At 75.0% G+C, this 24,009-nt stretch carries 23 protein-coding genes and 1 tRNA gene; 12 read left to right on the forward strand and 12 right to left on the reverse strand.

Annotated features, from left to right (window positions below; genetic code table 11):
• The first annotated feature begins 11 nt into the window (after window positions 1-11).
• On the forward strand, window positions 12-1,238 hold the full coding sequence (locus tag AC0B61_RS12285; protein WP_471740577.1) for a serine hydrolase domain-containing protein: 1,227 nt from the start codon (window positions 12-14) through the stop codon (window positions 1,236-1,238).
• A 64-nt stretch (window positions 1,239-1,302) separates the two neighbouring features.
• Here the strand turns inward: AC0B61_RS12285 and AC0B61_RS12290 are convergent.
• From AC0B61_RS12290 to AC0B61_RS12310, 5 genes are all read right to left on the reverse strand, one after another.
• A tRNA-Glu gene (locus AC0B61_RS12290) sits at window positions 1,303-1,374 on the reverse strand.
• Between the two features lie 147 nt (window positions 1,375-1,521).
• Window positions 1,522-2,523, reverse strand: coding sequence for a DUF4232 domain-containing protein (locus AC0B61_RS12295; protein WP_471740578.1), 1,002 nt, complete (start codon window positions 2,521-2,523; stop codon window positions 1,522-1,524).
• An 89-nt stretch (window positions 2,524-2,612) separates the two neighbouring features.
• Window positions 2,613-3,185, reverse strand: a complete 573-nt coding sequence (locus AC0B61_RS12300) for an NADPH-dependent FMN reductase (protein WP_471740579.1) — start codon at window positions 3,183-3,185, stop codon at window positions 2,613-2,615.
• Between the two features lie 298 nt (window positions 3,186-3,483).
• Entirely contained in the window at window positions 3,484-3,705 is a 222-nt protein-coding gene (gene infA / locus AC0B61_RS12305; protein ID WP_471740580.1) for a translation initiation factor IF-1, read from the reverse strand.
• A gap of 73 nt (window positions 3,706-3,778) precedes the next feature.
• On the reverse strand, window positions 3,779-4,573 hold the full coding sequence (locus AC0B61_RS12310) for a GNAT family N-acetyltransferase (protein ID WP_471740581.1): 795 nt from the start codon (window positions 4,571-4,573) through the stop codon (window positions 3,779-3,781).
• A 471-nt stretch (window positions 4,574-5,044) separates the two neighbouring features.
• Here AC0B61_RS12310 and AC0B61_RS12315 point away from each other — a divergent pair, with 471 nt between their 5' ends.
• A complete protein-coding gene (locus AC0B61_RS12315) occupies window positions 5,045-5,272 on the forward strand; it encodes a hypothetical protein (RefSeq protein ID WP_471740582.1) in 228 nt (75 codons plus the stop codon).
• A gap of 51 nt (window positions 5,273-5,323) precedes the next feature.
• On the opposite strand, the gene AC0B61_RS12320 is transcribed toward AC0B61_RS12315, so the two are convergent.
• Window positions 5,324-6,817 (reverse strand): SDR family oxidoreductase, encoded by a 1,494-nt coding sequence (locus tag AC0B61_RS12320; RefSeq protein ID WP_471740583.1) that lies wholly within the window; start codon window positions 6,815-6,817, stop codon window positions 5,324-5,326.
• Between the two features lie 160 nt (window positions 6,818-6,977).
• Complete coding sequence (locus AC0B61_RS12325) at window positions 6,978-7,565, reverse strand: TetR/AcrR family transcriptional regulator (RefSeq protein WP_471740584.1); 588 nt, start codon at window positions 7,563-7,565, stop codon at window positions 6,978-6,980.
• A gap of 140 nt (window positions 7,566-7,705) precedes the next feature.
• Between AC0B61_RS12325 and AC0B61_RS12330 the strand changes: the two genes are divergently transcribed.
• Window positions 7,706-8,488 carry an SDR family NAD(P)-dependent oxidoreductase gene (locus AC0B61_RS12330; RefSeq protein WP_471740585.1) on the forward strand — a complete coding sequence of 261 codons (783 nt, stop codon included), beginning with the start codon at window positions 7,706-7,708 and terminating at the stop codon, window positions 8,486-8,488.
• Window positions 8,489-8,506: 18 nt separating this feature from the next.
• Here the strand turns inward: AC0B61_RS12330 and AC0B61_RS12335 are convergent, their stop codons facing one another.
• Window positions 8,507-9,157, reverse strand: a complete 651-nt coding sequence (locus AC0B61_RS12335) for a TetR/AcrR family transcriptional regulator (RefSeq protein ID WP_471740586.1) — start codon at window positions 9,155-9,157, stop codon at window positions 8,507-8,509.
• A 101-nt stretch (window positions 9,158-9,258) separates the two neighbouring features.
• Between AC0B61_RS12335 and AC0B61_RS12340 the strand changes: the two genes are divergently transcribed.
• Together AC0B61_RS12340 and AC0B61_RS12345 are read left to right on the forward strand one after the other, a co-directional pair.
• Window positions 9,259-9,999 carry a hypothetical protein gene (locus tag AC0B61_RS12340; protein WP_471740587.1) on the forward strand — a complete coding sequence of 247 codons (741 nt, stop codon included), beginning with the start codon at window positions 9,259-9,261 and terminating at the stop codon, window positions 9,997-9,999.
• A 255-nt stretch (window positions 10,000-10,254) separates the two neighbouring features.
• A complete protein-coding gene (locus AC0B61_RS12345; RefSeq protein WP_471740588.1) occupies window positions 10,255-11,766 on the forward strand; it encodes a serine hydrolase domain-containing protein in 1,512 nt (503 codons plus the stop codon).
• Window positions 11,767-11,853: 87 nt separating this feature from the next.
• Here AC0B61_RS12345 and AC0B61_RS12350 read toward each other — a convergent pair whose 3' ends face one another.
• Window positions 11,854-12,951 carry a baeRF3 domain-containing protein gene (locus tag AC0B61_RS12350; RefSeq protein ID WP_471740589.1) on the reverse strand — a complete coding sequence of 366 codons (1,098 nt, stop codon included), beginning with the start codon at window positions 12,949-12,951 and terminating at the stop codon, window positions 11,854-11,856.
• A 236-nt stretch (window positions 12,952-13,187) separates the two neighbouring features.
• Window positions 13,188-13,778 (reverse strand): lytic polysaccharide monooxygenase, encoded by a 591-nt coding sequence (locus AC0B61_RS12355; RefSeq protein ID WP_471740590.1) that lies wholly within the window; start codon window positions 13,776-13,778, stop codon window positions 13,188-13,190.
• Between the two features lie 508 nt (window positions 13,779-14,286).
• Between AC0B61_RS12355 and AC0B61_RS12360 the strand changes: the two genes are divergently transcribed.
• The 5 genes from AC0B61_RS12360 (at window position 14,287) to AC0B61_RS12380 (ending at window position 20,352) form a co-directional block, all read left to right on the forward strand.
• Window positions 14,287-15,477, forward strand: a complete 1,191-nt coding sequence (locus tag AC0B61_RS12360) for an MFS transporter (RefSeq protein ID WP_471740591.1) — start codon at window positions 14,287-14,289, stop codon at window positions 15,475-15,477.
• A 34-nt stretch (window positions 15,478-15,511) separates the two neighbouring features.
• Window positions 15,512-15,928 (forward strand): GlcG/HbpS family heme-binding protein, encoded by a 417-nt coding sequence (locus tag AC0B61_RS12365; RefSeq protein ID WP_471740592.1) that lies wholly within the window; start codon window positions 15,512-15,514, stop codon window positions 15,926-15,928.
• Window positions 15,929-16,098: 170 nt separating this feature from the next.
• Window positions 16,099-18,336, forward strand: a complete 2,238-nt coding sequence (locus AC0B61_RS12370) for an MMPL family transporter (protein ID WP_471740593.1) — start codon at window positions 16,099-16,101, stop codon at window positions 18,334-18,336.
• Window positions 18,337-18,649: 313 nt separating this feature from the next.
• Window positions 18,650-19,144 (forward strand): hypothetical protein, encoded by a 495-nt coding sequence (locus tag AC0B61_RS12375; RefSeq protein ID WP_471740594.1) that lies wholly within the window; start codon window positions 18,650-18,652, stop codon window positions 19,142-19,144.
• 104 nt (window positions 19,145-19,248) lie between these two features.
• Window positions 19,249-20,352, forward strand: coding sequence for a carboxylate-amine ligase (locus AC0B61_RS12380; protein ID WP_471740595.1), 1,104 nt, complete (start codon window positions 19,249-19,251; stop codon window positions 20,350-20,352).
• Between the two features lie 29 nt (window positions 20,353-20,381).
• Here the strand turns inward: AC0B61_RS12380 and AC0B61_RS12385 are convergent, their stop codons facing one another.
• Both AC0B61_RS12385 and AC0B61_RS12390 read right to left on the reverse strand, forming a co-directional pair.
• Window positions 20,382-21,605, reverse strand: a complete 1,224-nt coding sequence (locus AC0B61_RS12385; RefSeq protein WP_471740596.1) for a PP2C family protein-serine/threonine phosphatase — start codon at window positions 21,603-21,605, stop codon at window positions 20,382-20,384.
• 131 nt (window positions 21,606-21,736) lie between these two features.
• Entirely contained in the window at window positions 21,737-22,075 is a 339-nt protein-coding gene (locus tag AC0B61_RS12390; protein ID WP_471740597.1) for a hypothetical protein, read from the reverse strand.
• 42 nt (window positions 22,076-22,117) lie between these two features.
• On the opposite strand from AC0B61_RS12390, the gene AC0B61_RS12395 reads away from it, so the two are divergent.
• Both AC0B61_RS12395 and AC0B61_RS12400 read left to right on the forward strand, forming a co-directional pair.
• Window positions 22,118-23,182, forward strand: coding sequence for a YihY/virulence factor BrkB family protein (locus tag AC0B61_RS12395; RefSeq protein ID WP_471740598.1), 1,065 nt, complete (start codon window positions 22,118-22,120; stop codon window positions 23,180-23,182).
• A gap of 34 nt (window positions 23,183-23,216) precedes the next feature.
• Complete coding sequence (locus AC0B61_RS12400; RefSeq protein ID WP_471740599.1) at window positions 23,217-23,999, forward strand: hypothetical protein; 783 nt, start codon at window positions 23,217-23,219, stop codon at window positions 23,997-23,999.
• Window positions 24,000-24,009: the final 10 nt, after the last annotated feature.

The following is a 24,009-nucleotide window of genomic DNA, read 5'->3' on the forward strand; positions in this document are numbered from 1 at the left end:
GAGGCCCCACCGTGTCCCTGCGTTCCCGCCGTTCACCGTCGCCCCGCCGCCCCGGGCGCGCGGCCACCACCCTGCTCACCGCCGGGCTGCTCACCACCGCCCTGCTCACCACCGCGGTGGCGCCCGCCGGGCCCGCCGTGGCGGCACCGCACGACGACGGAGACCTCGCGCTGCGGGCCCGGCTGCAGGAGCTGGTCGAGCGTCCGGACGGGCCGCCCGGGGCCATCGCGGTGCTGCGCGAGGGCGACCGGGTGCGGGTGTTCCGGGCCGGGGTGGCCGAGGTCGGCACCGGCCGCCCGCCCCGGCTCGACGACCACATGCGCCTGGCCAGCGCGGCGAAGGCGTTCAGCGGCGCGGTCGCGCTGCGCCTGGTCGACTGCGGGCTGCTCGGGCTGGACGACACGATCGCCCGCCGGCTGCCCTCGCTGCCGGCCGCCTGGGGCGCGGTGACGCTGCGCCAACTGCTCAACCACACCGGCGGCCTGCCGGACTACAGCACGGCACCGGAGTTCGTCGACCTGATCCGCGCCGATCCGCACCACGTGTTCGACTCCCGGCACCTGCTGGACTTCGTCGCCGACCGGGGCCTGGAGTTCACCCCCGGCTCCCGCTACCGGTACTCCAACTCGGACAACATCGCGGTCGCCCTGATGGCCGAGGCGGCGACCGGGCAGCGCTACGAGGACCTGCTGGCCTCCCAGGTCTACCGGCCGCTGGGGCTCACCCGCACCAGCCTGCCCTCCGGCTTCGAGCTGCCCGAACCGTACCTGCACGGCTACGCCGTCCAGCCGCCCGAGCCGCCCGAGGACGTCAGCACCCGGTACGGCGCCTCGGGCGCCTGGGCGTCGGGCGGCCTGGTCTCCACCCCCGGGGACTTCAGCGCGTTCATGGCCGGGTACGCGGGCGGCCCGCTGATCAGCGACGCGACCCGCAGCCGGCAGCGGGTCTTCGTGCCCGGCGCCTCCGAGCCGGCCGGCCCCGGGGCCAACCGCGCCGGGCTGGCGATCTTCGAGTACACCACCCGCTGCGGCGTGGTGTACGGGCACACGGGCAACACCGCCGGCTACACGCAGTTGGGCGCGGGCACCCCGGACGGGCGCCGCAGCCTCACCGTCTCGGTCACCGAGCAGGTCAACCAGGCGGGCAACCCCGACCTGTTGGAGCACCTGCGCGCCGTCGAGGAGGACTTCGTCTGCGCGCTGCTGGCCGATGAGGACGCCGGGCGCGCCGGATCGTGATCGGTCCGCGGGTGCCGGAACGCCGCAGGGGCGGAAGTCGAAAACGACTTCCGCCCCTGCGAGTTGGAGCGCCGGGCCCGAATCGAACGAACCCCTCCCACTGAAAGTGGGCGTGCTACCGCTGCACCACCGACGCCTGCTCCGGCGGGCCTTGACCGCTTTCGCGTTCTCGTCCTGCCGACAGGAAGAACGTACCAGTCCATGATCGGAAAGCGGAAATCGGCGGCCGGACCGCTCCCGGGTGCCCCGTGATCAGCCGCCCGTGGTCAGCGCCCGGGACCGGTCAACCGGTCGCGGGCGGCGGCCCGTCGCCGTCCTCCCTGGCCCAGGCGCCGACGCCGAGGCGCCCGGTGGTGCCGAGGTCGAGCTCCGGGGTGACCGTCACGGGGGCCGCGTCGGGGGTGGCGCGGACCCGGACGTAGGGGACGTTCACCGGGGCGCCGGCCTCGGTGGTGTTGCGCCACACCAGGGTGGTGCGGGCACCCTCGCCCGGGCGCAGCACGATCGTCTGCGGCGGGTTGTCCGCGCCGGTGCCGGTGGCGATCGCGGCGCCGCCGGACAGCAGCCGCACCCCGTCGACCGGCCGGTGGTCCAGGTCGAGCAGGTTCAGCGTCGGGTAGCCGTCGAGGGTGGTCGTGGCGGTCCCGCAGTTGCGCAGGTGCAGGCCGACCACGCGCAGGCCCATCGCCGCGTCGCCCTGGTCCGCGTACAGCCGCAGGCCGGAGGGCGGGCACGGGCCGCCGGGTTGCGGGGCCTCGGCGCTGGGCACGCTGCAAACCTTGGCGATCTTCACCTGCGGCGCGGCGCCCGGTCGGGCCGGGCCGGGCCCGGACAGGTCGATCCGCCCCTTGGCGGTGGCGCCGGGGGCGAGCGCGGCGGCGGTCCGCGTCACCTTCGCCGCGGCGCCGCGGCTCGGCGCGGACAGGCTGAAGTCCACCGTGACGTCGGACGGTTCGGTGCCCGGGTTGGTGACCTCGTACTCCGCACAGGCCGGCCCGACGGCGGTGATCCGCACGCCGGCCTGCGCGCGCCCGTCCGGCTCCGGCCCGCCGCCGGGCGCCGGGGCCGGCGACGCCCCGCATGCTCCGGCGCGGCCGGACGGCCCCGTCGGGGCTCCGGCCGATCCGGCCGATCCGGCCGATCCGGCCGCCTGGGAGCCGCAGCCGGTGAGCAGGGCGGCGGCGACCACGGCGAGCGTGACGGCCGCGGCGGGCCGGGCGGACCGCGTGGGCCGGGCAGGCCGACGGGCCGTCAGCCGGCGGGTGGACTGTTCGTACGGGCGCATCGGTCGAGTCGATCACGCTTCGCACCCGAACGGCTGTGAGCCGGGTCACGGCCCGTGCAACAGACCTGCAAGGGTTCGGCCCCGGTCGGTCAGGAGCGGGCGGCGTCGATCTTGCCCTGCAGGGCGGTGAGCAGGTCCTTCAGGATGCCGATGGTGACCTCGTCGGCCAGCTCGCCCTCGGCGTCAAAGCGCTCGTGCGAGCGGAAGGCGACCAGTTCGGGCTTGACCACGACGTCGCTGTCGGTCCAGACGAAGACCTGGCGCAGCGCCAGCTGGGCGCGCACCGAGCCGAAGTTGGTGGGCGCGGCACCCATGATCGCGGTGGGCTTGCGGTGCAGCGGCAGGCCCTCGCTCTTGCTCCAGTCGGTGCTCAGCCAGTCCAGGGCGTTCTTCAGCACGCCGGGGATCGAGTAGTTGAACTCCGGGGTGGCGATCAGCAGGCCGTCCGCGTCGAGCACCTTGCGGCGCAGCTCCTCGACGACCGCCGGCCGCACGCCCGGGTGGTCGAGGTCGTAGTCGTACGGCGGGATGTCGCGCAGGCCGTCGTAGATCTCGATCTCCATGCCGGTGGGATTGAGCGTCCGGGCGGCGCGCAGCAGGGCGGTGTTGTGCGAGTCGGCGCGCAGCGAGCCGGAGATGGCGAAGACCTTGGACGGGCTCATGACGGTTGCTCCTTGCGGCGGTGTGACGGGCGGTACGGCCGTGGGTGCGGCTGTGGCTGAGCGGTTCGCCGTTCGCGGCGTTCCGACACCGAGGAATCTAAACGGATCAGTTCAGTTCGTCAACCAGACAGTTCAGTCTTCCCCGCAGCGATCACGCTCACCCACGGGGGAACCCCGCCTGGCCTGGCCGTACGGCCACGCAAGCCGCCCCGCCCCGCCCCTCCTGTCGGGGGCGGAGCGGGGCGGCGGCGGGGCGGCGGCGGTCAGCGGGGCAGTGCCCGGGAGGCGGCTCGCGCTATCACCGGTAGCGGTAGCGGATCCGGCCGCGGGTGAGGTCGTAGGGGCTGAGCTCCACGAGCACCCGGTCGTGCGGGAGGATCTTGATGTGGTTCTTGCGGACCTTGCCGCTGATGTGGGCGAGCACGATGTGCCCGTTGGGAAGTTCCACCTTGAACGTGGCATTGCGCAGGCACTCGGTGACGGTGCCTTCGACTTCGATGCCGTCTGCGGTCTTGGCCATGGCTCTCACCTCTTTCTCTCGGGTAGTGGTGCGGTCGGCGGGGAATGCGGGGCGCGAACTGCGGGGCGGGGCGTCAGCGGCGGACGAGTTCCAGGGTGCTGCCCGTACGGCGGGCGCCGATGCCCTCGAAGAGGGCGGTGGCGGCCGTGTTGGACTCCGTCACCTCGGCCCAGGCCGAGGCGGTGCCGCAGCGGTGCAGCCCGTCCAGTGCGTGGGCCAGCAGGGCCCGGGCGATGCCGCGGCGCTGCCGGTCGGCCCGGACGGCGAGCAGTCCGATCCGCGGCCGGGTCGGCGGGGCCACCCGCACCATCCCGACGTAGTGGCCGTCCTGCTGCGCCACCGCGTACTTCGAGGGGTCGAGCACGGTGGTGCCCGCCGGGCAGGGCAGGATCCGGGCCGGCATCGCCGACCAGCCGGGGCCGGCCTCGACCTCCTCGTGGATGACGAGGTCGAGGGCGCGCAGCGGGCGCTCCCGCGCCTCGCCGGCGGGCACGATGGTCACGCCCGCCGGGGGGCGTGCCGGGCCGAGGCCGGTGGTCTGCGGGTCGGTGGGTACGAGGTAGCTCCACTCGCGGCGGACGGTCGTGAAGCCGGCGCGCTGCCAGGCGGCCGTCGTGTCGTGGTCGGCCTCGTCGGTGAGGGTGTGCAGCGGTTCCGGCAGGTCGGCCGACATCGCGGCGGCGAGGCGGTCGAAGGCCGCGCCGTGCCAGGCGTCGATGCTGACGAAGAGCCGCCCGTCGGGTCGGCGTGAGGCGTCGCCGGTGCCGACCACGCGGTCGTCCTGTACGGCGTGCCACTGGGTGTCCGAGCTGCGGGTGACCACGAGTGCGTGGCCGTCGGCGCCCGGGGTGGAAGGTGAGGCGGTCATGGTGTTGTCCTTCGGGAGTGCCTGGTCCGAGGCGCTCCCTGGCGACACCTACGTCACCCGCCCACCGTGACGGAAAGGGGGGAGCACCCATGCGGATACAGCCTTCATGGGTCTCACCTCCTCGCGTTCTTGCACGGCTGCGCAGACGGTAGCAGTCGGTGGTGTGCCCGGCCAACCGATATACGGGTGGACCGGTCGTCGGCCTCCTGGGCGAGCGGTGCCGCGCGCAGGCCGTGGACGGACCGCCGGGGGTGTCCGCAGGGTGAGACGCCCCGTCCCACGCCGGCGGGTTTCTGCCAGCATTCCGGGCATGCAGCAGCAGCTGATTACCAGCGGCAGCGTGCCGGCACCGAGCCGGGAGGAGTGACCCTCCCCGGCCCGCCGCCCGCACGCAGACCTCTCGCGCTTCGCGAGGGGTCTTTCTGCTTTTCCGGCCGCCCGCCAGTCCCCTCCACAGACAGGACCGCCGCCATGGAACACACCCGGCTCACCGTCACCCTGCGCCCCACCACCGGCACGCTCGCCCGCCTCGCCTCCACCCTCAACAACCACCGGGTCCTGGACCTGGCCTTCAGCGCGGGGGCGGCGGCTTCGGCCAGGGCCGTCGTCCGGGTGCCGCAGCCCGAGGCCGTACGCGTCCAGCAGAAGCTGCGCAGGCTGGTCGACGTGATCGACGTGGCCGTGGAGCCGGCCGGGTGAGCCCGCCGCCCCGGGGGGGGCGAGCGGTGCGGCGGGCGCGGCTGCGCCGGGTCAGGCGGGGCGGCGGGCGCGGTCGGCGATGTTGCGGGCCATGGCGCCGAAGACCAGGCCGTGGAAGGGGGCGATCGCCCACCAGTAGGCGTGGCCGGCCAGGCCGTGCGGGTGGAACAGGGCGCGCTGGTGGTAGCGCGCGCCGCCGTCCCCGTCGGGGGTGACCCGCAGTTCGAGCCAGGCCAGTCCCGGCAGGCGCATCTCGGCCCGCAGGCGCAGCAGTCGTCCCGGCTCGATCTCCTCCACCCGCCAGAAGTCGAGGGCGTCGCCGACCCGCAGGCGGTGGCGGTCGCGGCGGCCGCGGCGCAGTCCGACGCCGCCGGCCAGGCGGTCGAGGGTGCCGCGCAGGGACCAGGCGAAGGGCAGGGAGTACCAGCCGTTGTCGCCGCCGATGCCCTCGACCACCCGCCACACGGCCGCGGGTTCGGCGGCCACGTGTCGTTCGCGCAGGTCCTGGTAGAGGCTGCCGCCGGCCCAGTCGGGGTCGGTGGGCAGCGGGTCGCTGGGGGCGCCGGGCAGGGAGGCGGAGGACCAGCGGGTGGTGACCTGGGCGTCGCGGATGCGGCGCAGGGCGAGTTCGACGGCGCGGTCGAACCCGGTCAGGCCGCCGGGCGGGTCGGGGATCCAGCGGGCGATGTCGTGCTCGTGGCAGACCACCTCGTGGCGCAGGGACTCCACCAGCGGGCGGGCGAGCGGGCCGGGGACGGGGGTGACCAGGCCGACCCAGAGGCTGGACAGGGCCGGGGACAGGACGGGTACGGGCACGATCACCCGCCGGGGCAGGCCGGCCACCGTGGCGTAGCGCCGCATCATCAGCCGGTAGGTCAGGACGTCCGGTCCGCCGATGTCGAAGGCCCGGTCGGCCTCGGGCGGCAGGGCGGCCGCGCCGACCAGGTAGGAGAGCACGTCGCGTACGGCGATGGGCTGGATGCGGGTGTCGACCCAGCGGGGGGTGACCATGGCGGGCAGGCGCTCGGTCAGGTAGCGGAGCATCTCGAAGGAGGCGGAGCCGGAGCCGATGATGACCGCGGCCCGCAGTTCGGCGACGGGCACGCCGGCGGAGCGCAGGACCCGGCCGACTTCGGCGCGCGAGCGCAGGTGCGGGGACAGTTCGGCTTCGGGTACGCCGGCGGGCAGCAGTCCGCTGAGGTAGACGATCCGGCTCACCCCGGCGCGGGCGGCGGCCTGGGCGAAGGCGCGGGCGGCGCGCCGGTCGGTGTCCTCGAAGCCGGGCCCGGTGGCGAGTGAGTGGACCAGGTAGTACGCGGTGTCGACGCCGTCGAAGGCGCCGTCCAGGGTCTCGGGCCGGGTGACGTCGCCGGTGGCGGCCTCCACCTCGGCGCGCCACGGCTGGTCGCGCAGGCGCCCGGGGTCACGGGCCAGGCAGCGCACCCGGTGTCCGGCGGCCAGGAGTTCGGGCACCAGCCGGCCGCCGATGTAGCCGGTGGCTCCGGTGACCAGGCAGCGCCGTCCGGTGGGGGTTCGCTCGTCCACCTTCCGCTCCTTCCTTCCGCGGTCCGCCGCCTCGCCGTGTCGCCGTGTCGTGGGCGGTGGGGGCGGCCACGGCCGTGAGCCTACGACGGGGCGGCGGGGCTCGCCGGGCGGGCGTTCGCGGGTCGGGGCCCTCGCAGGTCGGGGCCCTCACAGGTCCGGGTCAGGGGGCGGCCGGTGTGCCGACGCCCTGGAGCAGGGTGTCGACGACCCTGGTGGCGAGCGCGTCCACGGCGGCGTCGGTGTCCGGGGCCTCGGCCGCGGCCTCGTGGATGAGCGCGTAGTAGACGCGCCGCGCCCAGTGCGGATCCGTGTCGGCCCGGAGCAGTCCGGCGGTGCGGGCGCGCGCGAACAGCCGCTCGCACTGGGCCAGGACGTCGGCGTGCAGGCGGGCGACCTCGGGGGCGTCGGTGGGGACGGCGCCCATGGCGAAGCCCCAGCCGATCTTGACGCGGAGCACGTTCGCGGTGACCTGGTAGAGCGCGACGGCGGGCGGGGCGGTGTCGGGCCGGGCGGCTTCGACGGCTTCGTGGAACCGCCGGGTCGCCCAGGCGGCCAGGGCCGTGATCAGGGCCTCCCGCGAGGCGAACCGCCGGTGGACGGTGGTCCGTGCGACCCCGGCGGCCTCGGCGATCTGCTCCATCGTCGCGGCCGGGTTCGCGGACAGGACCCGTTCGGCGGCTTCGAGGATCGCGCGTACGGTCCGCTCGGCGTCGGCGCGCAGCGGTTTGGCGGGGGCGGGCGGGGCCATGGGTGCGGTTCCTTCCGTGGCGTCGGACGACTCGGCAAGGGTACGCCGGTGTGGCATCTCCCAGAGAACTTGCAACATCAGTGATGCATGTTCTAAATTCAGTGCGTCAGAAGCGTTGCACTTATGCGTGGAGGAACACCATGGACCTGCAGCTGAACGGCAAGACGGCCCTGGTCACGGGCGCCAGCCGCGGCATCGGACTGGCCGTCGTCCGGGCCCTGTCCGCCGAGGGCGTCCGCGTCGTCGCGGCGGCCCGCACGCCCACCCCGGAGCTGGCGGCGGCCGGCGCGGTCCCCGTGGCCGTGGACCTGTCCGATCCCGCCGGGGCCGGGCACCTCGTCACCGAGGCCGTGGCCGCCCTGGGCGGCATCGACATCCTGGTCAACAACGTCGGCGGCGGCGACGGCGGCCTGAGCGGCAGCTTCCTCGACCTGACCGACGCGCAGTGGGCGGAGGTGCTGGACCTGAACTTCCTCGCCACCGTCCGGGTCACCCGGGCCGCGCTGCCCGCGCTGCAGGCCGCCCGGGGCGCGATCGTCAACGTGTCCTCCATCGCCGCCCGCGTCCCGCACGGCGGACCCGTCGCCTACGCGACGGCCAAGGCCGCGCTCACCGCGTTCGGCAAGGCCCTCGCGCACGAGTTCGGCCCGCGGGGCGTCCGGGTGAACACCGTCTCCCCCGGCCCGGTCCGCACCGCGATGTGGGAGAGCCCGACCGGCTACGGCGCGGGCCTGGCCGCGTCCCTGGGCGTCCCGCACGCCGACCTCCTGGCCGGCCTGCCGGCGGCGACGGGCATGCTCATCGACCGGCTCGTCGAACCGGCCGAGGTCGCCGCGCTCGTCGCCTACCTCGCCTCGCCGCTCGCCGCCGCGACCACCGGCGCCGACCACCTCGTCGACGGCGGGGCGGTCAAGACCGCCTGAGCGCCGCCCGGGCGCAGATCAGCGGCGGCCCGGGGCGGACACCCGGATCCGGGCCTCGACGCCGTCGCAGAGCAGCCGCACGCTCTGGACGAACTTCTCGTCCAGCGCGCGGGCCGAGGTCGACGCGGCGGCCACCGTCAGCGGGAAGCGTTCGTGGAGGTCGGCGACGGCCCGCGCGGTGACGGGCACGGCGGGCGGGTCGCCCTGCTCCTGCAGCACGAACCCGGTGACGTGGCTGAGCAGCGCGTCGGCGGCGACCGCGCACGTGGCCTCGGGCGCCCCGGCGTCCCGCAGGGTCTGCAGCAGTCGTTCCATCAGCGACAGCGCCCCCGTGCTGAGGACCTTCGGGCTGTCGGCGAACAGGGCGGCGCCGCCCGGGTGTTGCCGGATGCTGTGCCGCAGGGTGACGGCCTGGGCCTCCAACCGGCCCTTCCAGTCGGCCGGTTGGGGCAGGACCGCCAGCGCGGCTGTGCCGGCGTCGTAGGCCTGGCGGGCCAGCCGGTCGGCCATCAGCTGGAGCAGGGCGCCCTTGCTGGGCACGTGGTAGTAGAGGCTCCCGGCGTACGCGCCGAGTCGCTCCGCGACCTTGCGCATGGAGAGTCCGTGATAGCCCGATTCGGCGAACACGATCATGCCTGCGTCGATGATCCGGTCGGCGGTCAGCTTCACGGGGCGAGTGTACCGGGGCTTTTCAAACACTGTTTGAATCTGCTCACCACTACCGCTAGGGTCGCGGTCATCGCAGGTCAAACAGGGGGATGGGGGCGGCGATGGACGCGATCGTGTTCAACGTGACGACGGCAGGGCTGATGGTGCTGATGTTCAAGGCCGGGATGGCCTTGATCGGGCCGGAGACCGTGCAGCGGCGCGGCCTGCCCTGGGCCGCGGCCGGGCTGGCCGTGATCGCGATCGGCGCCGTGGTGACGCAGCTGTGCTGGTCGGGGGCGATGGACGCCTTCGACTCCGATCCGAGCAGGTCGGGCTGGTGGCGCGTGGTCACCTCGGTCTTCATGCAGAACGGCGGCCTCTTCGGCGGGGCGTGGAACATCGCCACCCTCGTGATCGTCGCCGCGCTCGCCGAGTGGTTCTGGGGCGCCCCCCTGATGGTGGGCCTGTTCGCGGCGGGCATCCTGCTGCCGCAGCACATCGACTCCCTCTTCGGGGAGGCCGACCGGACCACCGTCGACCCGCGCAACTTCGCCGGGAGTTCGGGCGCCACCTACTTCCTCGCCGCGACCCTGGCCGCCGCCCTGCTGCTGCGCGGCGGCACCGGCGGCGCCCCGAAGGAGCGGCTGCTCGCGCTGGCCGTGCCCGCCGCGGGCCTGGCCATGTGGTTCGCCCAGTCCAACGGGCACGGCCTGGTGGCGGTGTACGGCTTCGTCCTCGGCGCCCTGGTCCGGGTCCTGGCCCGCCCGGTCATCCGCCCCGACCGGGACCTGCAGAACCCGCCGCGCACGACCATGGCCTCGCTGACGGCCCTCGTCGGCCGCCGCCCCCGCCAGGCCGGCTAGAGCCCGGCCGGACCGGCGGGCAGGCCGGGGACAGCCCGGCCGCAGCGACCCGCCGAACAGGACAGCACCGCCCCCGGGCCCCGCGCCCGGAGCCGAGGCGTGGGGGGGGGCGCGCCCCCGCCCGGGGCCCCCCCCCCCCGGCCCCCGCCGCCCCCCCCCCCCCCGGGGGCGGCGGGGGGGCGCCCCCCCCCCCCCCCCCCCCCCCCCCCCACGCCTCTTCGCCATGCGCGCCGCCGACCACGGAAGAGGGATGACATGTCGAAGCACGCGTACGGAGAGTTCTCGAAGCGCCTGGACGAGGAGGTGGCCAAGCTCGTGGACCACGCCCACCAGGAGGCCGCCGAGGCCGTGGACCGGGCGCTGGGCCGGACCCCCGCGCCGAAGGCGTTCGACCACGCCCACTGGCAGGACCGGCTCGACCGGCTGCTCACCGAGCACCGCATCCCCGGCGCGGTGCTGGCCGTCCTCGCCGACGGCGAGATCCACGAACTGGCGAGCGGCGTCCTGCACACCGGGACGGGCGTCGAGACGACCACGGACTCGGTGTTCCAGATCGGCTCGGTCAGCAAGGGCTACACGGCCGCGCTGGTGATGTGCCTCGCCGACGCCGGCCGGCTGGACCTGGACGCCCCGGTCGTGGACGTCCTGCCCGGCTTCGCCGTCGCCGACGCCGAGGCCACCCGGACCATCACCCCGCGCCAACTGCTCAACCACACCAGCGGGATCGAGGGCGACTACGTCAACGACACCGGCCGCGGCGACGACTGCCTGGCCCGCTACCTCGAGGGCACCGCGGACGTCGGCCTCACCAACCCGCCCGGCGCCACCATGTCGTACTCCAGCACCGCCTACAACGTCCTGGGCCGGATCGTCGAGGTGGTGACCGGCGGCACCTGGGACGAGGCCCTGAAGGAGCTGATCTGCGGCCCGCTCGGACTCGAGCGGACGATGACGCTGCCCGAGGAGGTGCTGCGCTTCCGCGCCGCGATGGGGCACATGGGCGACCCCGGCGAGGACCCGGTCCCCACCCCGCTGTGGAACATGCTGCCCCGCTCGGCGGGACCGTACGGCGGCATCTGCGCCACCGCCGCCGACGTGGTCCGCTTCGCCCGGCTCTTCATCGGCGGGGGCACCGCGCCGGATGGCACCCGGGTGCTCTCGGCCGCGGCCGTGGCGGCCATGCTCGCCCCCGAGGTGGAGATGCCCGACCAGTGGTTCCTCGGCGCCCACTGGGGCCTGGGCTGGGGCCTGTTCGAGTGGGACGGCGTGCGCGGCTTCGGCCACGACGGCAGCACCTTCGGCCAGCTCGCCTACCTGCGCGCCATCCCGGCGAAGGGCCTCGCCATCGCCCTGCTCACCAACGGCGGAGGCGCCGCTCCCAAGGTCCACGAGGCCCTCTGCCGCGAACTGAGCGCCGAGTTCGCCGGGGTCGCCATGCCCCGGTTCGAACCCGCCGTGGACCACCCGGCCGTCGACACCACGCCGTTCACCGGCACGTACAAGCGCGAGGGCTTCCTCATGACGATCGCCGACGACCCGAGCGGCGAGGGCGTGCTCCGGCTGCGCTACGAGGGGGCCGAAGGACTCGCGGGCACCTTCGAACCCCTCGTCTGGCACCTCACCCCGGTCTCGGACACCCCCGCCAAGACCGTGTTCGCCGGCCGCCGCAACGACAAGGACGCCTGGATACCCGTCGTGTTCTACGCCCTGGCGGACGGCAGCCGCTACGTCCACTTCGGCGTGCGGGCCACCGCCAAGTCCGGCTGACCACACGGTCCTTGAGCCCGAACCCCGAACCCCGGGCCGCGCGGCGGCTCGGGGTTCGGGGTTCGGGCGGCCCGGGGCGGCGGCGGGTCAGTAGCGCAGGGCGGCGGCGATCCGCCCGCTGTCGGCGAGGACGTCGTCGGGGACGAAGCTGACCTCGGCGCCGGTGCCGAGGGCGCGCTCGATCACCTCGTCGACGATGTCCTCCCGGGCCCCGGGCAGGCCCGCCTCGGCGGGGACGAGGTGCTCGCCGTCGTCGCGCACGGTGGTGCGGTAGTTCTCCTCGACCACCAGCCGGGCGATCCGGCCCTCGCCGGCGGCCCGCCAGACCTCGTCCAGGCCGGCCGCGAACGCCTGGCGGCCGTGGGCCTTGTCGAGCAGGGCGAGGGCCTCGGCGACCTCGCGCTCGGCGTGGGCGCGCACGGCGGGCCCGACCACCTGGCGGACGGTCTCCGCGTCGGCCTGGGCGAGGCCGCCGTGCGGGATCTGCGCGGTGGCCTGCTGGGCGATCGGGCCGACGGCGTCCAGCAGGGCGAGCGCGGCGGCCTCGCCGACCACGTACAGCGGGCGGGGGTCGGCGGCCAGCAGCTTGCCGATCCCCGCGTCGGCCTGCCGCAGGAAGGTCTTGGTCTCCTCGTCGCGGAAGGTGCTGGGCGTGTCGCCGATGCGCTCCTGCCGCTCGGGGTCGGGATTGTCGAAGACGCGCACCAGCGGGAAGCCGTCGCCGGTCTCCTCGCTGACCCGCTCCGGCGTGCCGCCCCACAGCGTCACCCGGTCGGCGGCGATCGCGACCACCCAGTAGGGGCGCTCGGCGGCGTGCGCGGCGACCAGGTTGCGGGTGAGGAAGGTGTCGGACAGGACCACCCGGGCCGGGGCGGAGCGCCCGAGCGACCACACCTGGTGCTCGCCGGGCGCGACCAGGATCGCCAGGCCGTCCTCGGCGTGCACCAGGTCGACCTCGGCCAGGGCCCGGTCGAGCTGCTCCAGCACGGCGATCCGGTCGGCCCGGGAGACCTGCGGGTCGGCCTGGACCTTCTCCTTCGCCTCGGCCAGCAGGTTGCGCAGCCGGACCGGGTCCTGCGCGTTGTCCGGCTCCCGGCGGTGCGTGGGCATCAGGATCGACACCGCCGGATAGGGCCGGGGCCGGCGCAGCTCGGCGAGGACGGCGGGGCTGAGGGCGGGGTGCATGGAGACCCTTTCCGAAGGCGGTTCGGCCTTCTGTGCGTGGACGCGCGAAGCCTGTCGCTGCTCCCCCCAAATGCCCTCAATGTACAGATCCGCGGCTTTCCCGGCGCGCGAGGAGCGGACCGGCCCCGGCGTGCCCGAAGGGCCTCGCCCGCGCGGCGTCCCGCCGGCGCCGCCCGGGCGGGACGGGCGCCGGCGGGACGCGGCAGCCGGACGCGGCAGCATGACGCGGCGGTGGGTCAGAACGCGACGTCGGTGCAGGAGTAGAAGGCGTTGCCGGTGTCGGCGATCTCCCAGACGGCGACGATCACCTGGTGGCCGGTGCGGCCGGTGGGCAGGGTCGCGGTGTGGGTGGTGGTCGCGGCGGGCTGGCGGCCGTTGTAGGGGACGGTCAGGAACGGGGTCAGATCCAGTGCGGCCCGGGTGATCGGGCGGGACGCGTCGTAGCCGGGCTTGGTGAGGTAGTACGTGAAGTTCGTGGTGGCGTGGCGGGCCTCGATGGTCCAGGTGAAGGTGAGCCGCTGACCGGCCGTCACCCTGGTGGTGGGCCAGGCGCCGCCGCGCGGGTCGTCCAGCGGGGCCCAGCGGGCGTCCCCGCCGGCGCAGATGGTGCCGTCGACCGGGCCGCGGGCGGGGAAGCCCTTCGGGCCCTCGACGCTCTGCGGTTCCCACTGGATGTCGCCGCAGTCCCACGGGACGGCGTCGGCGCCGCAGAGCGCGGAGCGGCTCGGCGGCTGGTCGATGAAGCCGTGGGACTGGGCCGGCAGGGCCGTTGCGAGCGGCAGGGCGATCGCGGCCGCGGCGGCCGCGAGGAGGTGGCGTGTGCGCATGGTGCTCCTCCGTGGGGGTGGTGGAGTGTGCGCCCGGCGCGGGTCGTGCGCGTGGGAGTGCGCGTGGGGACGTGCAGGGGGCCCGGCCAAGGTATGGCATGCCCGCGCCAGGCCGGTTGCCCGACACCGTAGGAGGCCGCCTCCCCGTCCGTCAATGGTCTGAACCAGTACGCAGGACCCGCTGCGCGGGGCGCCGTCGGAATGTCCCATCGGGCCCGGGAGAAAGCCCACGCGTAATTGCACAAGCGCTATAGATGCTCGGGCCGGTATTTCACGCCGGGGCTTGTCCCAGGCCGCGCGGAACCCCGAACCGGCCTCGCCGGTCGAGGCGGTCGAGGCCGTGGACGCCGCCCGCCGCCGACCCCCGCCACTCCCCCGCCGCCCGACGGCCCGCGAACGCACGCCTTGGCGCGTGCCGCCTGTCTGCGGTTGCACTTATCGCGCGTCTGCAACTATTGTGGAAGCTCGCTAGGTGCTCACTCAAGCAATCACGGAAGGGTCGGGCCCCATGCCTCTCGCTCTCCTCGCCCTGGCCATCGGCGCATTCGGGATCGGGACCACCGAGTTCGTGGTCATGGGCCTGCTGCCCCGGATCGCCGACGACTACGGCGTCTCCATCCCCGACGCGGGCCTGCTGGTCACCGGCTACGCCCTCGGCGTCGTCATCGGCGCGCCGCTGATGACCGCCCTGGGCACCAGGATCAGCCGCAAGACGATGCTGATGCTGCTGATGGCCCTGTTCACGGCCGGCAACCTGCTCTCCGCGTTCGCACCGACCTTCCCGCTGATGCTGGCCGGGCGCCTGGTGACCTCGCTGGCCCACGGCGCCTTCTTCGGCATCGGGTCCGTGGTCGCCGCCGACCTGGTCGCCCCCGAGAAGAAGGCCGGCGCCATCGCCACCATGTTCACCGGGCTCACCGTCGCCAACATCGTCGGCGTGCCGCTGGGCACCTTCATCGGCCAGGCCGTCGGCTGGCGCACCACCTTCGGCGTCGTCGCCGCGCTCGGCGTGGTCGGCCTGTTCGGCATCGCCAGGCTGGTGCCCGCGCTCCCGCGCCCCGAGGGCGCCCACCTGCGCCGCGAACTGACCGCCTTCCGCAACCCGCAGGTGCTGCTCGCGATGGCGATGACCGTGCTCGGCTTCGGCGGCGTCTTCGCCGCGATCACCTACATCGCGCCGATGATGACCGGGGTCGCCGGCTACTCCGACGGCGCCGTCACCTGGCTGCTGGTGCTGCTCGGCGTCGGCATGTTCCTCGGCAACCTGATCGGCGGCCGGTTCGCCGACCGCACCCTGATGCCGCTGCTCTACACCACCCTCGGCGGGCTGGCGGTCGTGCTGGCGCTGTTCACCCTGACCGCGCACGACAAGGTCCTCGCCGCCGTCACCATCCTGCTCGTCGGCGCCCTCGGCTTCGCCACCGTCCCCCCGCTGCAGAAGCGGGTCCTGGACCAGGCCCACGGCGCCCCCACCCTGGCCTCGGCCGTCAACATCGGGGCGTTCAACCTCGGCAACGCGCTGGCCGCCTGGCTCGGCGGGATCGTCATCGCCGGCGGCCTCGGCTACACCGCCCCGAACTGGGTCGGCGCCGCCCTCGCCGCCGCCGCCCTCGTCCTCGCCCTGTGGTCCGCCGCCCTGGAGCGCCGCGCCCCCGAACGCGGGGCCGCCGCCGCCCCCTCCCCGGTCCCGGCCCACTGACCTCCCCCCCCCCCCCCCCCGGAGAAGCACCGCCGTGAGCACCACCGTCACCCCGCTGACCACCGCCGACGCCGAGGCCCTCGTCCGCGCCGCCCACGCCGCCGCCGAGGCGGCCGGGGTCGCGGTCGGCATCACCGTCCTGGACGCCGGCGGGCACCTGCTCGCCTTCCGCCGCGACGACCGCGCCGTGCTGATCTCCGGCGAGACCAGCACCCGCAAGGCCTACACCGCCCTGCAGCTGAACGCCCCGACCGCCGACGTGGTCGACCTGGTCAAGCCGGACGGCCCGTTCCACTCCCTGCCCACCGCGCTGGACCGCCCCCTGCTGTTCATCGCCGGCGGCATCCCCGTCCACCGCGACGGCCGCCTGATCGGCGCCCTCGGCGTCGGCGGCGGCGCCCCCGAGCAGGACCACTCCTTCGCCACCGCCGCCCTGGCGGAACTGCGCTGACCCACCGCCGGGACGACGGCCCGCCCCGACGCCGCCCTATGGCCCCCGTGCCCCGGGCCGGGCCGGGCCCGTAGGGGCGACTACCCGCCGGTACCCGTGGGCGGGCCGGCCCCGGCGGGAACACTGCGCCGATCCGGCGCACCACCGCGCAGCAGACCCGGGAGCCGTCCATGCCGCCGTCCGCCCGCCACGCCCCCTCGGACGCCGACCGGCCGGCCAGGCGCGCGGCGCTGCGCCGCCTGGGCGAGTGGTGCGCGCGCCACTCGCTGCTCGTCATCGTGCTGTGGATCGTCGCCCTGGCCGGCGTCCAGGCCGCCAACAAGACGGTCGGCGGCACCTACTCGGACGACTTCTCGCTGCCCGGCACCCAGGCGCAGCAGGGCCGTGACGTGCTGCAGGCGCACGAGCCGGCCGCGGCGGGCACCAGCTCGCAGGTGGTGCTGCACGACGCGGCGCAGCTGACCGGCTTCCAGCCGCAGATCGCCCAGGCGGTCTCCTCGCTCCAGCAGCTGCCGCACGTGATCTCGGTGCAGAGTCCGCTGCCGCCGCCGGGCCAGCCCGCGGTGCCGGGCGGTCCGCTGGCCGCCGACGGGCTGACGGGGTACCTCACCGTCCGGTTCGACACCGCGCCGACGCTGCTGGGCACCGGCTACCTGACCGGGGTGGACGTGGCGGTGGCGCCGTTGCGGCAGGCCGGGGTGCAGGTGGAGTACGGCGGTCCGCTGGGCGAGCTGGCCCGGCCGGCGCCGGACGACCGTTCCAGTGAGGCGATCGGCTTCGCGGTGGCGGTCGTGGTGCTGCTGGTGGGGTTCGGCAGTGCCCTCGCGGCCGGGCTGCCGCTGGTGACGGCGCTGTTCGCGGCGGTGGTCGGGCTGGGGGTGCTGGGGCTGGTCGCGGCGCTGTCCACGTTCGCGACCGTCGCGCCCACGCTGGCGACGATGATCGGCATCGGGGTGGGCATCGACTACGCGCTGTTCCTGCTGACCCGTCACCGGCAGAACCTGATGGACGGCGTGGACCCGGTCGCCTCCGCCGGGCAGGCGGTGGCCACCAGCGGACGCGCGGTGCTGGTCTCCGGCTGCACCGTGATCATCGCGCTGTCCGGGCTGTCGGTGTCGGGCATCTCCTTCATCGCCAAGCTCGGTGCGGCGGCGGCGGTGACCGTGGTGTCGGCGGTGCTCGGCGCGCTCACCCTGCTGCCGGCGCTGATGGGGCTGATCGGGCGGCGGATGGACCGCTTCGCCGTGCGCCGCCCGATCGCCGAGGCCGGCGGCGGGGGCGGCCAGGGCGGGGAGGGCGGGAGCTGGCACCGGTACGCCCGGCGGGTCGAGGCGCACCCCTGGCGGTACCTGGTGGCCGGGGTGGTCGCGCTGGCGGTGCTGTCGATCCCGCTGTTCTCCATCCAGCTCGGCCACATCGGCGACGGCGCGGACTCCACCGACTTCACCGACCGGCGGGCCTACGACCTGATGTCCCAGGCCTTCGGCCCGGGCTCGAACGCGCCGCTGACCGTGGTCGTCGACCAGAGCACCGTGCCCGCCGGGACGAGGCCGGCCGTGCAGGCCTCCGTGCAGCAGGCCCTCACCGGCCTGCCCGGCGCCGCCGGCAGCACCCCGCTGCAGACCAGCCCGGACGGCGCGGTGCTGTTCGCCACCGTCACCCCGGTGGGCGCCCCGCAGGAGCGCGCCACCACCGACCTGGTCAACCGCCTGTCGGACACCGTGCTGCCCGGCGCGGTGGCCGACACCGGCGCGAGGACCTACGTCACCGGCAACACCGCGGCCCAGGTCGACTTCCTGGACATCGTGTCGAGCCGGCTGGTCCTGATCATCGCGGTGGTGGTCGGGCTGGCCTTCCTGATCATCCTGGCGGTCTTCCGCGGCCTGCTCGTCGCGGTCAAGGCCGCGGTGCTCAACCTGCTGTCGATCGCGGCCTCGTACGGGGTGGTGGTGGCGGTCTTCCAGTGGGGCTGGGGCGGGCCGGCGCTCGGGGTCGCGGGGAAGGTCCCGATCGAGAGCTACGTGCCCATGATGATGTTCGCGATCGTCTTCGGGCTGAGCATGGACTACGAGATCTTCCTGCTCTCGCGGGTGCACGAGGCCTGGCTGCGCACCGGGCACAGCCGGGACGCCGTGGCGCACGCGCTGGAGATCACGGCCCGGGTGATCACCTGCGCCGCGCTGATCATGGTCAGTGTCTTCGCGGCGTTCATCGTCAGCGACAACGTGGTGATCAAGATGATGGGGCTCGGCCTGGCGGTGAGCGTGCTGGTGGACGCCACGATCGTGCGGCTGCTGCTGGTGCCGGCGGTGATGACGCTGCTGGGCGCGGCGGCCTGGTGGACGCCGCGCTTCCTGGACCGGGTGCTGCCGCACATCGACGCCGAGGGCGGGGGCGGGCGGGCCTAGCGGACGGGCCTGGGCGGGCGGGCCTGGGCGGGCGGGTCTGGGCGGGCGGGTCTGGGCAGGCGAGCGTGGGGCAGCGGTCGTGGATCCGCGCGGCCTTGCCCGCGTGGTCATGTCGGGAGCCGACATGTCATCGGATGATCTTGAAATCTAGGGAGCGGGGAGTTCGGCATGGCCGCGCACATCGGCGCACCGCACGGGGGCTGGGCATCGGCATCGCAGCGATCCTGCTGGGAGGCGCGCTGAGCGCCTGTGGCTCCAGCCCGGTCTCGGGCCAACTCGCGGGCGGCGTGCAGAAGTGGGCCGACTTCCGACCGTGCTCTCCGACAAGGTCGCGCTGAAGCAGACCCTGCCGGGCCGCGCGGCCATGCCCGGCTGGGAGGTCCACAACAACCGGGTCGCCGTCGAGGACGGCACCGACGAGGAGTGCCCGGGCTGCAAGCTCGACGGCACCGCCGACTTCGAGGACGGCATCGTCACGGCCTCGTTCCGGATCACCACCTTCGCCACCAAGGGCGAGGCCGGCACGTACCTGGCGACGATCGCGGGGCAGGCCGAGAAGAAGGACGGGAACACGGCCACCAAGGTCCCGGGGCCGGCCGTCGGCAACGAGACCGTCGCGTTCAGCGGCACGCACAACGGCAGCGAGCGGAACGTCATCCTGATGCGGGTGGGCACCACCGTCGCGGGGGCCATGCTCGAGGACTCGGCGGACCTGCCGCAGCTGCAGAGGATGGCGACGATGCTCGCCCGGCGCATCGAGCAGGCCGCCGCCGGGCAGGCCGTCGACGCCGCGCTGAACGCCGGCTGAAGCAGCGGGGCGGCGAGGCGGCCGGCGTCGTCGCTGCCGGTGGGGCCGGAGCCGTGGAAGCCCTCGGGCCGCGTACAAAAGCCGCACCCGGGTAGCGGAACGGCATGCTGACACTCGGAGTCGAGGAAGAGTACCTGCTGGTCGACCCCCGCGACGGCACGCCGCTGCCCCGGGCCGCCGAGGTCCTGGCCGCCGCCTCGCTGGCGCCCGCACTGCGCCCCGAGGAGGCGCAGCACGAGCTGCTCCAGGTGCAGGTGGAGACCGCGACCCCGGTCTGCGAGGACCTGGCGTCCGTCGCCCGCCACCTCGCCCGGGTGCGCGCGGGCCTGAGCGCGGCCGCCGCACAGCACGGCTGCCGGATCGTGCCCGTCGGCTCGGCGCCGTTCGGGCCGGGCGGCCCGGTGCCGGTCACGGACGCCGAACGCTACCTGCGGGCCCGCCGCCAGGCGCCCGCGCTGGTCGACGACCTGATGCTGAACGGCATGCACGTCCACGTGGGCGTCCACGACGAGGAGGAGCGCCTGGGCGCCCTGGTGCGGCTGCGCCCCTGGCTGCCGGTGCTGATCGCGCTGAGCGCCAACTCGCCCTACTGGCGGGGCGAGGACACCCACTTCGCCAGCTGGCGCACGGTCCACTTCGACCAGTGGGCGGTCAGCGGCCCGCCGCCCGCCTTCCGCGACATCGCCGACCACCGGCGGCGGGTGGCGGCGCTGCGGGCCGCCGAAGCGATCGCCGACGGGGGCCAGCTCTACTGGCACGCCCGGCTGTCCGAGCGCTACCCGACGGTGGAGGTACGGGCGATGGACGTGCAGCTGACGGTCGCCGACGCCGAGCTGTTCGCCGGCCTGGCCAGGGCCCTGGTCACCACGGCCGTCCTGGAGGAGCGGGACGGGCGCCCGCGCCCCGACACCCCCGACGAGCTACTGCGCGCCGCCACCTGGCACGCCGCCCGCACCGGCCTGCACGGCCGGCTGGTCTCCCCCGCCGACGGCACCGCCCGCCCGGCCGCCGCCGTGGTCGAGGAGCTGCGCGCCTACGCCGCGCCCGGGCTGGAGGCGGCCGGCGACACCGGCCGGGTGGCGGGGCTGTGGTGGGCCTTCGAACGCGCGGGCAGCGGCGCGGACCGCCAGCGCCGCTGGTTCCGCGAGCAGGGCCGCGAGGGGCTGGCCGCGCACCTGGCGGGCTCCACCATGACCCGCACGCCCTGAGCCGACCGCCCTGAGCCGACCGCGGCCGGTCAGGCGAGGCCGCCGACCGGGGGGAGGCCGACGGTGCTCAGGGCGGCGGGCTGCCACTCGATCATCATGATCGTGGCGTCGTCGGAGAGCGTGTTGTTCTGGTGCTCCAGGATGGCGTGGATGAGCCGGCGCAGCGCCTCGGGGGCCTCCTCGCCCGCGGCGGTGGCCCGGATGACGAAGTCGGTGAAGCGGTCGAGGCCGAAGAGTTCGCCCCCCGTGCCCCGGGCCTCGGTCACGCCGTCGGTGTAGACCAGCAGCCGGTCGCCCGGCTGGAGCCGGCAGCTCTGGACGGTGCGGGGCACCCCGGAGAACGTGCCCAGACCCAGGGGCGGCTCCGAGGTGTGGGCGAGGGCGTCGGTGACGACCTGCTGGTCGCGGATCAGCAGGGGCTGGGGGTGGCCGCAGTTGATCCAGTGGAGGGCCCCGGCGGCCACGTCCAGGCGCAGCAGGATGCCGGTGGCGAAGCGGTCGGGCAGCCAGTGCTGCAGGGAGTCGTCGATGGTGGCGGCCAGGTCGGGCAGGTCGGCGCCGTTGCGCCGGGCGTTGCGGCAGGCGGCGAGGGCGACGGCGGCGGTCAGGCCGGAGGCGAGGTCGTGGCCCATGGCGTCCAGGACGGTGGCGTGCAGGACCCCGGAGGCCAGCGAGTGGTCGAAGGCGTCGCCGCCGAGGTCGTACGCGGGCTCCAGGACGGCGGTCGACACGACCCGGTGGGTGCAGACGGTGCGCGGCGGCAGGAAGGCGCGCAGCATCTCCGCGGGCAGGCTCATGGGCTCCGCGCGGGTGCCCAGGGCGTAGCTGTCGCTGGTGTCGCGTTTGGAGGTGATCACCATGGCGAGCAGGGCCGCGAGCAGGCGGCAGCGGTGCAGGGCCTCCCGGTTGAGGTCGGTCGTGCTGAGGCACAGGACGCCGAGGCGTTCGGCTCCGTCGGCCATGGGGAACCAGGCCACCAGGCCGGTGTCGTCCTCGGTGACGCGCAGGGAGCCGGTGCGAAAGGCCCAGCCGGCGCTGGTGCCGTCGATCGGCAGCGACGGGCCGTCGGCGATGGGGACGAGCCGGTTCTGCTGGATGTCGGCGAGGTAGACGGTGCTGGAGCCGATGCCGAGCGCCCGGGTGTACTGCTGGGCGATGGCCGGGACGTCCTTGGGGTCGAGGGTGCGCCTCGAGGCGAGGAACCGTTCCAGCAGCAGCTCGGCGGGACTGAGCGGCGGTGTCGGGTCGGCCATTCCTCCAGGGGAAGCCCTGTCGGTGGCGGCCGCGACCCGAGGGCTCCGTCCGGCGGTGTTCACCCGGACGCCCGGGTGCCCCGCGCCCCGGCCCTCGCCCTACCCGCCCTCCCCGCGCCCCGGCCCTCGCCCTACCCGCCCTCCTCGCCGCCGTCCTCGCCGTCCTCGCCGCGCTCGTCGGGGTCGAGGCGGCGGGCCCGGCCGGGTTCGGCGGTGGTCGCGTCGCCCTGCTCCTCCGCGGGGGGCTCCTCGCCGTGGGCGGGGGTCTCGTGGGTGGGAGTCCCCGGGTGGGGTCCGTCGTCCGTGTCGTGGTGCAGCGGCACGCCGCCCGCGCCGCCCTGGGGGATCTCGTTCACTGTCGGCTCCTTGCTCGCGTCCTCGGCCGTGTCCTTGCTCGCGTCCTTGCTCGCGTCCTCGATCGTGGCGGATTCGTCGGTCGCCTCGCGGGTGCCCGGCGCGGCGCGGGGCAATCCGCCGGGTGTCGGTCCGCGCGGCGGGGGCAGACGCCGGGCGTGAACCCGATCGAACGGGCCCTGCGGGGCGTGGACGGCTTCCAGCAGCGCCACCGGGCCCCCGGTGTGGTGGTCGGCGTCGTGCGCAAGTACGGGGACGACCGGGGCGGGCTGCTGTCCGCGCTGATCACCTACTACGGCTTCGTCGCGCTGATCCCGCTGCTGCTCCTGCTCAGCACCGTCCTCGGCTTCGTCCTGCACGGCCACCCCGGCGCCCAGCGCTCGGTGCTGGACTCCGCGCTCGCCGACTTCCCGATCATCGGCGACCAGCTGCGCCAGAACGTCCACTCCCTGCAGGGCAGCGGCCTGGCCCTGCTCATCGGCGCGCTCGGCATGCTGTACGGGGCGCTGGGCATCGCGCAGGTCCTGCAGCACGCGATGGCCGAGGTCTGGAACGTGCCCGGGGTGCAGCGGCCCGGCTACTGGCCGCGCCTGGTGCGCAGCCTGCTGCTGTTCGCGGTCCTGGGCACCGGGCTGGTGCTGGGCACGGCGGCCGCCTCGCTGGTCGGCACCGCCCTGGGCGGGCTGCCCGCCCGGATCGGGGGCCTGGTCGTCTCGGCGCTGGTGAACACCGCGCTGTGCCTGGCCTGCTTCCGGGTGCTGACCCCGCGGGAGATCCCCACCCGGGCGCTGTGGCCGGGCTGCGCGCTCGCCGGGCCGCTGTTCACCGTCCTCCAGGTGTTCGGATCGCTGCTGGTCACCCACGAGCTGCGCCATGCGGGCCAGGTCTACGGGTTCTTCGCGACCGTGATCGGCCTGCTGTCCTGGCTCTACCTGGCGGCGCAGGTCACCGTGTACGCGGCCGAGACCAATGTGGTGCTCGCCCGCCGGCTGTGGCCGCGCAGCCTGCTGCAGCCGCCGCTGACGGACGCCGACGAGGCGGTCCTGTCCTCCGTCGCCCGGCAGGAGGAGCGCCGCCCCGAGCAGCGCGTCGACGTCTCCTTCCGGGACGGGGAGGAGCCCGGGGGCGCCGAGCACACCGGGGGCACCGGGGACGTCCGCGGGGAAGGGGACGACCGCTCCGGCGGCACCGGCGGCGGCCCCGCTAGGCCCGATTCATCCTGATTCGTCCCCACCGGCAGCGGGCAGGTGCACACGTATGGGCGAGCGACATCACAGCGAGCCGGACACCGCGGTCGGCAGGGCCGAAGCACGGCGCCTGACCGACGAGCTGCGGGCGGCGGCAGCGGAGGCACGCACCTCCGCCCTGGTACTGACCCGGCGGGTGCGCGCCGCGTACCGCGGCCGGGTCTGGACGGCGCTCGGCTTCCCCTCGTGGGGCGCCTACGCCATGGCCGAACTCGGCCTCTCCCGGCCGACCGCCTACCGGCTGCTGGACCTCGCGGCGGTGGCCGAGGCGATCGAGGAGACCGTGGAGCGCGAGGCCGGGCCCTCGCTCTCCCACACGTGGGACACCTGGCCGGTGCTGTCCGTCCAGGCGGTCGTCGACCTGCGCGGGCGCCTGGCCGAGCTCGCCGACCTGATCGCCGAGCGGCTGGCCCGGGTACGCACCGAGGCCGGCCACGGGCCGGTGGAGGCCGCCCTGGTCGGTGCCGCCGTCGCGGACGCCGTGGCCGAGCTGCGCGAGCGCCCGGACGTCCCGCCCGTCGACCTCCAGAGCGTCCAGAGCCCCGAGGGCCACGACGTCGAGGCCTGGCGCGCCGTCGTCGCCCGGGGCCTGGACGCGCAGCAGCGGCTGCTGGGCGACTTCCGGGAGCTGGGCCTGCTCGCGCTGCGGGTCGCGCCGGGCTACGTCTCGGACCACGACGCCGAGGCCGTCCTGCACCTGCTCGGGAAGGAGATCGGCAGCACCTGCGAGGAGTTGATGGCCGGCCGCCGCTACGCGCTGACCGGGGACGCCCGCGCGGTCGAGGGCCGGTGAGGGCACCCGG

The sequence above is a fragment of the Kitasatospora sp. NPDC023385 genome (assembly GCF_055664045.1).